This is a genomic window from Embleya sp. NPDC055664, assembly GCF_053618075.1.
This window is the reverse complement of the sequence record NZ_JBSHGZ010000013.1, coordinates 173,460-188,880: the sequence shown is the minus strand read 5'-3', so window position 1 is coordinate 188,880 and position 15,421 is coordinate 173,460. Positions and strand designations below refer to the sequence as shown.

Annotated in this window: 2 protein-coding genes and 1 pseudogene; all 3 read left to right on the top strand. The window is 73.3% G+C overall.

Translation table 11 applies throughout. The annotated features are described in order from the left end of the window. Positions 1-8: 8 nt before the first annotated feature. Positions 9-5,558, top strand: a pseudogene (locus ACWGR4_RS22740) (SDR family NAD(P)-dependent oxidoreductase); the annotation flags it as partial. Positions 5,559-5,567: 9 nt separating this feature from the next. Beyond that, positions 5,568-12,149, top strand: a complete 6,582-nt coding sequence (locus ACWGR4_RS22735; protein WP_452134232.1) for a type I polyketide synthase — start codon at positions 5,568-5,570, stop codon at positions 12,147-12,149. Positions 12,150-12,151: 2 nt separating this feature from the next. Continuing rightward, complete coding sequence (locus tag ACWGR4_RS22730) at positions 12,152-15,277, top strand: type I polyketide synthase (protein ID WP_452128467.1); 3,126 nt, start codon at positions 12,152-12,154, stop codon at positions 15,275-15,277. Positions 15,278-15,421: the final 144 nt, after the last annotated feature.

The window sequence follows — 15,421 nt, the reverse complement described above, 5'->3', positions numbered from 1 at the left end:
AAGTCGACAAGCTCCGGTCCTACCTGCGCCGTGCCGTCGGCGACGCGCAGGAGTTGCGTGAGCGGGTGCGCGCGTTGGAGGAGTCCGCTCGCGAGCCGGTCGCGGTGGTGGGCATGGGGTGTCGTTTCCCGGGAGGGGCGAACTCCCCCGAAGGGTTGTGGGACGTGGTCTCCGGCGGGGTCGACGCGGTGGGCGACTTCCCGACGGACCGCGGCTGGGACCTGGAGGCGCTGTACGACCCGGACCCCGCGGCGCAGGGCAGGACGTACACCCGCTCGGGCGGATTCCTCCCCGATCTCGCCGAGTTCGACGCGGCGTTCTTCGGGATCAGCCCCCGCGAGGCGCCGGCGATGGATCCGCAGCAGCGGGTGATCCTGGAGACGTCATGGGAGGCGCTGGAGCGGGCCGGGATCGACCCGTTGGGCCTGCGCGGTTCGGCGACCGGGGTGTTCACCGGGATCTACGCGGTCGACTACGGCCCGCGGATGGGCGGCGGGGCCGCCGCCGAGGTGGAGGGCCACTCGATGACCGGGACGTACACCAGTGTGGCCTCGGGCCGGGTGGCGTACGTACTGGGCCTGGAGGGACCGGCGATCTCGATCGACACCGCGTGCTCGGCGTCGCTCGTCGCCGTACACCAGGCCGTGCGGTCCCTGCGCGCGGGGGAGTGCACGTTGGCGCTGGCCGGCGGGGTGTCGGCGCTGCCGAGCCCCGGGATGTTGGTGGAGGCAGCCCGGCAGCGCGGCCTGGCCGCCGACGGGCGGTGCAAGTCCTTCGCCGAGACGGCCGACGGCACCGGCTGGGGCGAGGGCGCGGGCGTGCTCGTCCTGGAGCGGCTGGCGGACGCGCGGCGCAACGGCCGGCGCGTCCTGGCGGTGATCCGGGGCTCGGCGATCAATCAGGACGGGGCCTCCAACGGGCTGACCGCGCCGAACGAACTGGCGCAGCGGCGGGTCATCCGCGCCGCCGTGGCCGACGCCGGGCTCTCGCCCGCCGACGTGGACGCGGTGGAGGCGCACGGAACCGGCACCCGGTTGGGCGACCCCATCGAGGCGGAGGCGCTGCTCGCCACCTACGGACAGGGCCGCGGCGCCGCCGGCCCGCTGTGGCTCGGCTCGCTCAAGTCGAACATCGGCCACACGCAGGCCGCGGCGGGCGTCGGCGGCATGATCAAGATGATCATGGCAATGCGCCACGGGGTGTTGCCGAAGACGCTGCACGTGGACCGGCCGACCCCGCACGTCGACTGGTCGTCCGGCGCGGTGGAACTGCTGACCGAGGCCCGGGAATGGCCCGCCACGCCCGGACGGCCCCGGCGCGCCGGCGTGTCGTCCTTCGGGATCAGCGGTACGAACGCGCACGTCGTGCTCGAAGAGGCACCCGAGGAGCCCGAGGCACCCGAGGCGGCGGAGCCGGCGACCGCGCCGGTTCAGGAACCGCGTCCCGGGGCGGTGCCGTGGGTGGTGTCGGCACGCTCGGCCGAGGCACTGCGGGAGCAGACGCTGCGGTTGCGGGACCGCCTGGCCGCCGACCCCGACCTGCCGCTCGCGGCCGCGGGCCGTGCGCTGGTGACGACACGGTCGTTGTTCGAGCACCGCCGGGTGGTGATCGGCGCCGACCGCGACGAACTTCTCGCCCGCCTGGGCACCGACGTCGGTACGACCAGGAATCCGCCCGGCGTGGTCTCCGGCACCGTCGAGCCCCTCGGCAAGACGGTGTTCGTCTTCCCCGGCCAGGGCTCCCAGTGGGTCGGCATGGGCCGGGAACTCCTCGACACCTCCCCGGTCTTCGCCGAGCGGATGAACGAGTGTGCCCAGGCCCTCGCGCCGTGGGTGCCCTGGTCGCTGATCGACACCGTGCGCGGCGAGCCGGAAGGCGCGGACCTGGAGCGCATCGAGGTCGTGCAACCCGTGTTGTTCGCGGTGATGGTGTCGCTGGCGCGGGTGTGGCGTTCCTTCGGGGTGATTCCCGACGCGGTGATCGGGCACTCCCAGGGCGAGATCGCCGCCGCCTGCGCGGCCGGCGCGCTGACCCTCCGGGAGGCGGCCAGGATCGTGGCCCTGCGCTCGCAACTGCTGGCCACCGCCGACCAGGACGGCGGGATGGCCGGGATCGTGCTGCCCGAACAGCGGGTCCGGGAAATGCTGGAGCGGGTCGGCCCCGGAGTGGTGATCGCCGGCATCAACGGCCCCTACTCGACCACCATCGCGGGCGAGGCCGCGGCGGTCCGGGAGGTGGTCGCACTCTGCGAGGCCGAGGGCGCCCGCGCCCGGTGGATCCCGGCGAGCGTACCCGGGCACTCGCCCCTGGTGGACCGGTTCGAGGGGCCGCTACGGGACCTCCTGGGCCGGGTCACCTCCGTGTCCTCGCCGGTGGCCTTCCACTCGACGGTCACGGGTGGGCCGCTCGACACGGCGGGACTGGACGGCGCCTACTGGTTCCGCAACATGCGCGAGCCGGTGCAGTTCGAGGCCGCCATGCGCAGCCTCCTCGACACCGAGCACGGCGCGTTCATCGAGATGAGTCCGCACCCGCTGCTCACGATCAACATCCGCGACATGCTCGACAACACCCCCGGCGCCGGCGGGGTGGTGGTGGGCTCGCTGCGCCGCGGCGACGGAGGCCCGGCCCGGTTGTACCGGTCGATGGCCGAGGCGTTCGTGGCGGGCGTTCCGGTGTCGTGGGAGGCGGTGTTCCCGGGCGGCGACGGGCCTGCGGTCGAGTTGCCCACGTACGCCTTCCAACGGGAGCGCTACTGGCTGGACCTGCCCGTGGAGGGTGCCTCCGCGAGCAGCTCGGACCACCCCCTGCTCGACGCCGTGATCGACCTGCCCGACGACGGCGAACGCGGCGGACTGGTGGGCAGCGGGCGGTTGTCCGTGCGTCGCCGGCCGTGGCTGGCCGACCACGTGGTGCACGGCGCGGTACTGGTGCCGGGAACGGCGCTGGTCGAATTGGCGGCGTGGGCGGCGCACAAGGTGGGTTGCGACGTCGTCGACGAACTCACCCTGGAGACACCGCTGGTGTTGTCCCGCACGGCCGAGCGGGAGATCCGCGTGGTGATCGACGGCAAGCGCATGCTCGCCGTGCACTCCAAGGGCCCGGGCGAGCCCGAGTGGACACGCAACGCCGTCGGGTCCGTCGGAGGCGACACCGGAGCCGGCCGGCGCGAGCCCGACCTCGCGGCGTGGCCGCCGCCGGGCGCGGTCGAGGTGTCCGTCGAGGACGCGTACGCCGGATCGGCCGCGCTCGGGTTCGACCACGGGCCGCTGTACCGCGGCCTGAAGCGGGTCTGGCGCAGCGGTGAAGTCCTCTTCGCCGAAGTCGAGTTGCCCGCAGCCGACGGTGCGGACCCGGGCCGGTTCCGGATCCACCCGGCGCTGCTGCACGCCGCGCTGCTGCCGATCGGCCCGGGGGACGGCGACGAGGGCCGGCTGCCGCATCGCTGGACGGGCATCCGGCTGACCTCCGCCGCGCCCACCATGCTGCGCGTACGGCTGGCACCCACCGGCGAGGGCGCCCGGTCCGTGGCCGTCGCGGACCGCCACGGAGCCCCCGTCGGCGGTGTCGAGTCGCTGACGCTGCGACCCGTCGACGTCGCGGAACTGACCGAACTGGGCTTCGACCGAAGCGACTCGCTGTTCCGGGTGGACTGGGTCCCGCTCACGGCCCCGTCCGGGCCGGCCGCGGGCCGGTTCGCCGTGGCGGGGCCGCCCGACGAACTCACCGCGTCCCTTGGGGCGCGCGGGTCCCTCGTCGCCGACCTCGACGAACTCGCCGCCTCCGAAGGACCGATTCCCCCGATCGTGGTGACCACCGTCGAGCGTACCGACGCGGGCGTCGGCAACACCCCTGCCCTGGTCGAGAGCAACCTGCACCGAGTGCTGCGGTGGACCCAACGCTGGCTCGCCGAGGACCGGTTCGCCGACTCGCGTTTGGTCATCGTGACGCGGGATGCGCTCGCCGACGGCCCGGCCGACCACACCGACCCCGTCGCGGCCGCGATCTGGGGATTCGTACGCACCGCGCAGACCGAGAACCCGGGCCGCTTCACACTCGTGGACACGGACGACCGCCCCGACTCGTGGGCGCGCGTGCCGGCGGTGGCCGAGACCGGGGAAGCCCAGCTCAGGATCCGGGCGGGCGTGGTGACCACCCCGCAACTGGTCCACGTGCCGGCCCTTTCCGCCGAGCACCGGGCCCGCGGCCTGGGCTCCGGGACGGTGCTGATCACGGGCGGGGTCGGCGGCCTGGGCGCGACGTTGGCCCGGCACCTCGTGCAGCGGCACGGGGTGCGCCGGTTGTTGCTGGCCGGCAGGCGCGGGCCGACGGCTCCGGCCGCCGCCGCACTGCGGCAGGAGTTGATCGAGGCGGGAGCCGAGGTCGAGATCGTCGCCTGCGACGTCACGAGCCGCGAATCCGTCGCGGCGCTGATCGCCGGCGTGCCGGCGGAGCACCCGTTGACGGCGGTGATCCACTGCGCGGCCGTGCTGGCCGACGGGGTCGTCGAATCGCTGACCGAGGAGCGGGTGGACACGGTCCTCGCGCCGAAGGTGCGCGGCGCCTGGTATCTGCACGAACTGACCAGGCACCTGGACCTGTCCGCGTTCGTGTTGTTCTCCTCGATCGCGGGCGTGCTCGGTACGGCGGGGCAGGCCAACTACGCGGCGGCGAACGCGTTCCTGAACGGCCTGGCCGAGGCCCGTCGGGCCCAGGGGCTCGCGGCCGGCTCGCTGTGCTGGGGCTACTGGGCGCAACGCACCGAGGCGGGAGCGGACATCGGCGAGTCGGACATCGCGCGCCTGCGCCGACAGGGGGTGCGGCCGATGGCCACACACGAGGGACTGGCGCTGTTCGACGCGGCGATCGCGCGGGACGAGCCGGTGCTGGTGCCGGTGCGGTTGGGCCTGCCGGCGCCGGGCGCGCCGAGTGCCGGGCAGGTGTTGTCGCCGCTCCTGCGCGCGCTGGTCGCGGAGCCCGCCGGTCCCGGTGGTTCGAGCCCTGTCGCTGCGGAGACCGCCGACATCGCACTCGCGCAGCGGATCGCCTCGCTGCCCGCGGCCGACGCGCAGGCGCTGCTGCTCGACGCCGTGCGCACGCAGACCGCGAGTGTGCTCGGCCTTGCCGACGCCGCGCGGGTCGGCCCCGCCTCGGCGTTCAAGGACCTCGGGGTCGACTCGCTCATGGCGCTGGAGTTGCGGAACAGGCTGACGGCGGTGACCGGGCTGAAGTTGTCCGCCACGCTCGCGTTCGACTACCCGAACCCGGCCGCCCTCGCGGGATTCCTGTACGCGGGCATCAACCCCGACTCCGTCGCCGACCCGTTGTCCCCGACCGATCGCCTGACCCAGGAAATCGAGGGATTGGGGGCCCGGCTGGAGGACGCGTTCCGCGACCTCGCCGCGGCGGACAAGGCCACCATCACCACGCTGCTCGGCGAACTGCAGGGCCGCGCACGGGCCCTGGCCGGCGACGGAGCGCCGATCGGGATCGCCGACCGGATCAGTGCGGCATCGGCCGGCGAACTGCTTTCGCTGCTGGACAAAGAGCTCGGCTAGGGGAGAGCGATGACAAACGACAACAACGCCGATGTGCTCGACTACCTCAAGCGGACGTCGATCGAACTGCTCGACACCCGTCGGCGTCTGAACGAGCTGACGGAGGCCGCCGCCGAGCCCGTCGCCGTCGTGGGCATCGCCTGCCGCTACCCGGGCGGGGTGAACTCGCCCGAGACGTTGTGGGACCTGGTGCGGGAGGGTCGGGACGCGGTGTCGGACTTCCCCGACGACCGTCACTGGGACCTGGACCGGCTCTACAACCCGGATCCGGACCGGCCGAACACCTGCAACACGCGCGCGGGCGGATTCCTGTACGACGCGGGCGACTTCGACGCGGAGTTCTTCGGGATCAACCCGCGCGAGGCGTTGGCCGCCGACCCGCAGCACCGGTTGTTGCTGGAGTCCGCGTGGGAGTCGCTGGAACGGGCCGGCATCGACCCGCACACCCTGCGCGGCAGCGCCACCGGCGTGTTCGCCGGTCTGGCCTACTTCGGCTACGGCAACCACTTCTCCACCCCCGAGGTCATCTCCGGCTACGGGCAGACCGGTTCGCTGCTGAGCGTGGCGTCCGGGCGGGTGGCGTACGCGCTGGGCCTGGAGGGTCCGGCGATATCCACCGACACCGCGTGCTCGTCGTCCCTGGTGGCGGTGCACCAGGCGGTGCAGTCGCTGCGGCAGGGCGAGTGCGGGCTGGCCCTGGCCGGGGGCGTCACCGTGATGGGGACCACACAGGTGTTCCGGGAGATGGCGCGCCAGCGCGGACTGGCCGTGGACGGCCGATGCAAGGCGTTCGCGGACGCCGCCGACGGCACCGGATTCGCCGAGGGCGTCGGGGTGCTGGTGTTGGAGCGGCTGTCCGACGCGCGACGCAACGGGCGGCGGATCCTGGCGGTGATCCGGGGCTCGGCGATCAACCAGGACGGTGCATCCAACGGGCTGACCGCGCCGAACGGTCCCGCCCAGCAGCGGGTGATCCGAGCCGCGTTGGCGAACGCCCGGGTGCAGGCGGGCGACGTGGACGTGATGGAGGCGCACGGGACCGGCACCACGCTGGGCGATCCGATCGAGGCACAGGCACTGCTGGCCACCTACGGCCGCGACCGCGACCCCGAGAACCCGTTGTGGCTGGGCTCGTTGAAGTCGAACATCAGCCACACGCAGGCGGCGGCGGGCGTCGGCGGCATGATCAAGATGATCATGGCGATGCGGCACGGGCTCATGCCCAGGACACTGCACGTGGATCGGCCGTCGACGCACGTGGACTGGTCGGCCGGGGCGGTGGAACTGCTCACCGAGGCGAGGCCCTGGCCGAGCGCCCCCGGACGACCCCGGCGGGCGGCCGTGTCCGCCTTCGGGGCCAGCGGCACCAATGCGCACGTGATCCTGGAGGAGGCGCCCGAGGAGGTCGCGTCCGAGGAGGGGGCGCCGGAGAGCGCGGATCACCTCGTCGAGGTGATCCCGTGGGTGGTGTCCGCACGCTCCGAGGCGGCGCTGCGGGCCCAGGCGGAGCGGTTGCGCGAGTTCGCGGACGCCGAACCGGACGCGCATGTCCTGGACATCGCCCGGTCGTTGGTGGCGAGCCGGTCACGGTTCGAGCACCGCGCGGTGGTGCTGGGCCGGGACCGGGACGAGTTGCTGAGCGGTCTGACGGCGCTGGGCGAGGGCGCCGATTCCGCGCGATTGGTGCGCGGCGTAGTCGGTGAACTCGGCGGTACGGTCTTCATGTTCCCGGGGCAGGGCTCTCCATGGGCCGGTGTGGCCCGGGAGTTGTACGACACATTCCCGGTCTTCGCACGCAGCCTCGACGAGGTCTGCGCGCGCTTCGACACCCACCTTCCCTTCGCGCTGAAGGCCCTGCTGCTCGCCGAGGCGCCCGAGGAGGCCCGAGCGCAGCGCACCGACGTGGCGCAACCCGCGCTGTTCGCGCTCCAGGTCGCGCTGTACCGGCTGCTGACCGGGTTCTGCGGGGAGCCGAACCACCTGATCGGCCACTCCGTCGGCGAGATCGCCGCCGCGCACGTGTCCGGCGTTCTGGACCTGGACGGCGCGACCAGGCTCGTGGCCGCGCGCGGCCGGCTCATGCAGACGGTCACCGAGCGCGGCGCCATGCTGGCGGTACGCGCCTCGGAGGACGCCGTGGACGCGCTGCTCGACGGATACGACCACCTCGGCATCGCGGCCGTCAACGGCCCGGAATCGGTGGTGGTCTCCGGCGCCCGCGAGCAGGTCGTCGAACTGCGGGACCGGCTGGTCGCCGAGGGCGGTTCGGCCAAACTGCTCGACGTCGACCACGCGTTCCACTCGCCGCTGATGGATCCGATCCTGGACGAGTTCGCCGCGTCGATCGGCGAACTCCCGACGGGACGCCTGGCGATCCCGATCGTCTCGACCAGGACGGGCCGCGAGAGCACGGTGGAGGAACTGACGTCCGTCGCGCACTGGGTACGGCACGTCCGCGAACCCGTTCGTTTCTTCACCGCCGTGGAGAACGCCCGGGCGGCCGGCACGAGCGTCTTCTACGAAATGGGCCCGGGTTCGGCCCTCACGAGCATCGCCAAGGAGGCGTTCGCCGCCGTCGGCGTGACCGACGCGGTGGCCCTGTCGGCGTCGCGGCGCAACCGCGGGCCGGTGTCCACCCTGATCGGCTCGCTGGCCCAACTGCACGTCCGCGGCGGCGCCGTGGACTGGGCGGCCCTGCTCGGCGCCGCACGGCGGCCGGTGGACCTGCCGACGTACGCGTTCCAACGGCGGCGCTACTGGCTGGACTTCCGGGCCGGGACCGGCACGGCGGACGTGGCCTCCGCCGGTCTCTCGGCCGCCGAACACCCACTGCTCGGCGCGGTGGTGGAGCACCCCGGTACCGACGAGGTGGTGTTCACCGACCGATGGTCGCTGCGCACCCACGAATGGCTCGCCGACCATGCGGTGTTCGGCGCGGTCGTGGTACCGGCGACCGCGTACCTGGATCTGGCCCTGTGGGTGGGCGACTTCGTCGGATGCACCACGATCGGGGAACTCTCCCTGGAGGTACCCCTGATCGTCCCCGACACGGGCGAGGTGCGAATCCGGGTCGTGGTCGGTGCGGCGGACGAGAGCGGACGCCGCACGCTGGACGTGTACTCCGGCCCCGACGACGACGAGGACCGCGCCGCCGGCGGGTGGACCCGGCACGCGACGGGGAGCCTGGCACCGGGCGGCGCGCGAGCCGAGCACGCGGCCGCGCCGGTCGCGTGGCCGCCGGCCGGGGCGGAACAGGTCGACATCGGTGCCCTGTACGACTCCTTCGCGGACGCGGGCTTCGACTACGGGCCGGTGTTCCGCGGGCTGCGCGAGGTGTGGCGGCTCGGCGACGACCTGTTCGCCACGGCCACGCTGCCGACGGATGACGACGGCTCGGCCGCCGGGTTCGCCCTGCATCCGGCGCTGTTGGATGCCGCGCTGCACGCGGTGGTCGCCGGCGGGGTCGTCGAGATCGGCGCCGACCAGGGCTGGATGCCCTTCTCGTGGTCCGGGGTGGAGCGGTTCGCGCAGTGCGGTTCGACCGTGCGGATCCGCCTCTCGCCGGCCGCCGACCCGGCGGCCGGCGACCGGGCCGTGTCGGTGGCGATCGCCGACGAGCGGGGCCGCCCGGTCGCGCACGTCGGGGCGCTGACGTTCCGACCGGCGAGCGCCGAACACCTGCGCGCGGCGCGCGGCGAGCGGTCGTTGTACGAACTCGCCTGGCGCCCGGTTCGCGCGGTCGAGCCGGCGACACCCCCCGGGCGGTGGGCCGTGCTCGGCTCGCCCACCCGACTCGGCGAACCGGCGGACGAGGACGTCGTGTTCCACGCGAGCCTCGACGAACTCCTCGCGGGGGAGGCGCCGCGACACATCGTGCTGTGCCCGGACGACGTCGCCGCGTCCGAGACCGACCTGTTCGCCGCCGTCGCCGACACGGACACCCGCGTCCTGGAGTGCGTGCAACGGTTCCTCGCCGAGGACACGCTCACCGAATCCACGCTGGTCGTGCTCACCCGGCTGGCCGTGGACACCGGCGGCGGGGAGCGGGTGGACAGCCTGCCCGGCGCGTCCGTCTGGGGCCTGATCCGGTCCGCCCAGACCGAACACCCGGGCAGGTTCCGACTGGTGGACGTCGAGGACGTGGCCGCCGCATGGCCCCGCATCCGCGAAGCGCTCACCCTCGACGAGGAGCAACTGGCCCTGCGCGGCGACGCCTACCTGGTGCCGCGCCTGACCGCCGCCGCCCCCGCGGACAACCGGATCGAGCCGCCCGCGGTCGGCGCGTATCGGCTGGGCATCCCCACCAAGGGCACGTTGGAGAACCTGACCTGGATTCCCTGCCCCGAGGTGGAGGCGCCGCTGACGAGCGGTCAGGTCCGGATCGCCGTGCAGGCCGCCGGCCTCAACTTCCGCGACGTCACGATCGCCCTGGGACTGGTCGAGCGCACCGCCCTGGACGCCGGAATCGGCGGCGAGGGCGCCGGAACCGTCCTGGAGGTGGCCGACGACGTCACCGAACTCGCCCCGGGCGACCGGGTGATGGGCATCTTCTCCGGCGCCTTCGGCCGCATCGCGGTGGCGGACCACCGCCTGCTCATGCCCATCCCCGACGGGTGGACCTACACCGAGGCGGCATCCGTACCGGGCGCCTATCTCACCGCCTACTACGCCCTGTTCCACGTGACCAATCTCGAAAAGGGCCAACGGATCCTGATCCACGCCGCGGCCGGCGGCGTCGGGATGGCCGCCGTACAACTGGCCAAGCACGTCGGCGCCGAGATCTACGGCACCGCGAGTCCGGCCAAGTGGCCCACCCTGCGCGCCCTCGGGCTCGACGACGCGCACCTGGCCTCGTCGCGGAGCCTGGAGTTCGCCGACACCTTCCTGGCCTCCTCCGGAGGTCGCGGCGTGGACGTCGTGCTCAACTCCCTGGCACACGACTTCGTCGACGCCTCACTGCGCCTGCTGCCCGAGGGCGGCAGCTTCGTCGAGATGGGCAAGACCGACATCCGCGATCCGCACCACGTGGCGGCCGGGCAACCGGGCGTCGACTACGCGGCGTTCGACCTCTACGAGGCCGGCCCCGAGGTCATCCACGAGGTGTTCCGCGCGGTCATGGAACTGTTCGCCGACGGGCGCGTGCAGCTGAACCCGATCGCCGTACGCAACATCCGCGACGCGCGCGGGGCGTTTCGTGAGATGAGCCAGGGCCGACACATCGGCAAGATCATCTTCGACATGGGCAGCGGCTTCGGCGGCGGAACCGTCCTGGTCACCGGCGCCACCGGCGGCGTCGGCTCGCTCGTGGCACGCCACCTCGTCGCCGAACACGGCGTACGCAGCCTGGTCTTGGCGAGCCGGCGGGGCCCGGCTGCCGACGGCGCCGCCGAACTCGTCGCGGACCTGGAGGCGGCCGGCGCCCTCGTCCGGGTCACGGCCTGCGACGTCGCGGACCGGGCCGCCGTAGCGGACCTGCTCGCCGAGATGCCGCCCGGATACCCGCTGACCGCCGTCGTGCACGCGGCGGGCGTACTCGCCGACGGCACTCTCGAAGCGCAGACCGCACAGAGCCTGGACCGCGCCCTGCGGGCCAAGGCCGGCGGTGCGATCAACCTGCACGAACTGACGCGCGAACACACCCTGTCCGCGTTCGTGCTCTTCTCCGCGCTCGCCGGCACGCTCGGCACCGGCGGCCAGGCCAACTACGCCGCCGCGAACGGCTTCCTGGACGGCCTCGCGGCGCAGCGCAGGGCGTCCGGCCGGGTCGGCACGTCCCTGTGCTGGGGCTGGTGGGAACAGCGCAGCGGGATGACCGAGAACCTGGACGAGGTCGACCTGCGGCGCATCCGCCGCCTCGGCATCGCCGAGATGCCCGGCGCCGAGGCACTGGGCCTGTTCGACGCCGCGTGCACGATCGACAAGCCCGTCCTGATCCCGGCCCGACTGGACCTCACCGCGCTGCGCAGCCGGGCCGCCGACGACCTCCCGCTGCTCCTGCGCGACCTCGTCACCGCCGGCCGCCCCGCCCGCACCCGCGCGAGCACCGCCGCCGGCGCCGGCTCCCTCGGCCTGCCCGCCCGCCTGGCCGGGCTGTCCGAGAGCGAGGGAGAGGCGGCCGTGCTCGACTGGGTCCGCGACCAGGTCGCCGTCGTCCTCGGACACCCCGCCGGCACGACCGTCGACGCCGACCAGGCGTTCACCCACCTCGGCTTCGACTCGCTCACCTCGGTCGAACTGTGCAACCGCCTGGCCTCCTCGACCGGGCTGCGCCTGGCATCCACCCTCGTCTTCAGCTACCCGACCCCCCGCGAGCTGGGGCAGCACGTCTTCGACCTGCTGCGCCCCGCGGAGCGCACGAGTGCGGACGGGGACGACGACGCGCGGATCCGCGAGGTGCTGCGCGGCATCCCGATCGACCGACTGCGCGACGCGGGCCTGCTGGAGCAGATCCTGGCGTGCGCCGCCGCGCCGTCGCAACCCGACGCCGGATCGCCCGACGCCGACGCCGACGCCGACGCCGACGCGGACGAACTGGCGGCGCTGGACCTGGAAGCACTCGTCGACCTGGCTCTGGCCGAGAAGGGCAAGTGACCATGAACACCTCCGCGAACAACGCCGCGGAACGGCCGGCGGCCGGCGGGGACCGGGTCGCCCAGGCGCTCCGCACCCTCCTGGAGGAGCGCGACCGGCTGCGCCAGGAAAACGACGCGCTCAAGGCCGCCAGGGTCGAACCGATCGCCGTGGTGGCGATGGCCTGCCGCTACCCCGGAGGGGTGTCCTCGCCCGAGCAGCTGTGGGACATGGTCCGCGACGGGGTCGACGCGATCGACGAGTTCCCGGCGGACCGGGGCTGGCGGGACCTGTACGACGAGGACCCCGACACGCTCGGCAGCTCCTACGTACGGCACGGCGGATTCCTCGCCGACGCCGCCGACTTCGATCCGGAGTTCTTCGGGATCAGCCCGCGCGAGGCGTTGGCGATCGACCCGCAGCAGCGCCTGCTGCTACAGACCTCGTGGGAGGTCCTGGAGCGGGCCGGCATCGTGCCCGCCGACGTGCGCGGCAGCGACATCGGCGTATTCACCGGGGTGGCCTCGTCCGAGTACGGACTGCGCTTCCTGGAGGGCAGCGCGGGCGAGCTGGAGGGCTACCTGCTGCACGGAAGCGCGCTGAGCGTGGCGTCCGGCCGGGTGGCGTACGAACTGGGGCTGACCGGGGCGGCGGTGTCCGTGGACACGGCGTGCTCGTCGTCGCTGGTGGCCCTGCACCTGGCCATCCAGTCGTTGCGCTCGGGGGAGTGCTCGCTGGCGCTGGCGGGCGGGGTGTCGGTGATGGCCACGCCCGCGATCTTCGTGGAGTTCTCCCGGCAGCGCGGCCTGTCGGCAGACGGCCGGTGCAAGTCGTTCGCGGACACCGCCGACGGGACCGGCTGGGCGGAGGGCGCGGGTGTCCTGCTCCTGGAGCGGTTGTCCGACGCCCGCCGCAACGGCCACCCGGTGCTCGCCGTCGTGCGCGGCTCCGCGGTCAACCAGGACGGGGCCAGCAACGGGCTGACCGCGCCCAACGGCCGCGCCCAGGAGCGGGTGATCCGGCAGGCGCTGGCCAACGCCGGGGTGGAGGCCGCCGACGTGGACGCGGTCGAGGCACACGGCACGGGCACCGTGCTGGGGGACCCGATCGAGGCGGGCGCGCTGTTCGCGACGTACGGGCGGGACCGGGCCGAGGGCCGGCCGCTGCGCCTCGGCTCGATGAAGTCCAACATCGGGCACGCGCAGGCCGCCGCCGGGGTGGCCGGGGTGATCAAGATGGTGATGGCCCTGCGGCACGGCTACCTGCCCAGGACGCTGCACGTGGACACCCCCTCACGGCACGTCGACTGGTCCTCCGGCGCGATCGAACTGCTGGCGGAGGGGCGCGAATGGCCCCGGGCGGGCGGCCCCCGGCGGGCCGCGGTGTCGTCGTTCGGCGTCAGCGGGACCAACGCGCACGTGATCCTGGAGGAGGTACCGGAGCCGGAGGACGAGCGGCCCGGCCCGGCCGCGGGCGTCGTCGGCGGGTTGGTGCCGTGGGTGTTGTCGGGCAAGAGCGCCGCGGCCGTGGAGCGACAGGCGGGCCGACTGCACGAGTTCGTCGCCGCCGACCCGGACGCGGACGTCGCCGATCTCGGCTGGTCGCTGGTGTCGAGCCGGTCGCGGTTCGACCATCGTGCGGTCGTCCTGGGCCACGACCGGGACGAACTGCTCGCCGCGCTCGCGGCGTTGCGCGACGGTACCGAGTCGGCCGAGGTGGTGCGCGGTGTCGCCGGGAACCTCGGCGGGGTCGTCTTCATGTTCCCCGGGCAGGGATCCCAGTGGGTCGGCATGGGTCGGCAACTCTACGACGCCTTCCCGGTGTTCGCGCGCACCCTCGACGAGTGTGGGGCGGCGCTGGCCGAGTGGACCGACTGGTCGCTGCTCGACGTGGTGCGCGGCGCGCCCGGGGCGCCGACGCTGGACCGGGTGGACGTGGTCCAGCCGACGCTGTTCTCGGTGATGGTGTCCATGGCGGCGCTGTGGCGGTCCTGGGGCGTGGAGCCGGCCGCGGTGGTCGGGCACAGTCAGGGTGAGATCGCCGCCGCCCACGTGTGCGGCGCGCTGTCGTTGCGCGACGCCGCCAAGGTGGTGGCACTGCGCAGCAAGGCCCTGGTGGACCTGATCGGTCACGGCGGGATGGCCTCGGTGGCGGAATCCGCGGATCTCGTCGCGGCCCGGCTGACCCCGTGGCAGGACCGGGTGAGCATCGCCGTAGTCAACGGACCCCGCTCGGTGGTGGTTTCCGGGGAACCGGACGCGCTCGACGAATTCGTCGAGAAGATGAAGGCGGAAGGCGCCCAGGCGCGGCGGATATCGGTCGACTACGCCTCGCATTCCCACCAGGTGACCCGAGTCCGCGAACAGGTGATCGCACCCCTCGCCGATCTGGAGCCGATAACCTCGACACTGCCCTTCTACTCGACGCTGTACGGCGAGACGATCGACACCGCGAAACTGAACGGCGAATACTGGTACACCAATCTTCGGGAGAAGGTTCGCTTCGAATCCTCGATCCGGCGATCGGTCGACGACGGATTCCGGACCTTCATCGAGATGAGCCCGCACCCCGTATTGACCGTCCCCGTCCAGGAGATCGTCGAGGACGTGGACGACGCGGTGGTCCTGTCCTCGTCCCGCCGAGACCGGGGCGAGGCGGAGGCTGTGCTCGGCTCGCTGGCCCACCTCCACACCCGCGGCGGCACGGTGGACTGGGACGCCCTGTTCGGCGCGCGCCGCCGGGTCGACCTGCCCACGTACGCCTTCCAGCGGCAGCGCTACTGGCTCAACTCCGCGCACACCGCGCCGACGGCGGAGCTGCCCGCGACCGAGGCCCCCTCGGACGAGGAGCAGGCCGTCGCGCTCGCGGACGTGCTGCCCACTCTGTCCGCCGACGAAGCGGCGGCATTCGTCCTGGACCACGTCCTGACCAGGGTCGCCGTGGTGCTCGGGCACGCCTCGGGTACGACGGTCGACCCGGACCGGGAGTTCAGGGAGCTCGGCTTCGACTCGCTGCTCTCGGTGGAACTGAGCAAACGCCTCGCCGCGACGACCGGCCTCAAACTCAGGGCCAACCTGGCGCTGCGGCACCCGTCGCCGCGACAGGTCGCGGCGCACATCCTGTCGTCGATGGGCGGGCGCGCGGCGTAGCGTCGCCACCGTGAAAGGGTACGCGCGGCGTGGCGACGCCACGCCGCGAAGCGGGCGCGGGTCCGGCGTACTCCTGCTGTCACGGACGGGATCTCGCCCGCCGGGGGTGTCCCGCCGGCGGGACACCGCGGATTCGACGCGGCC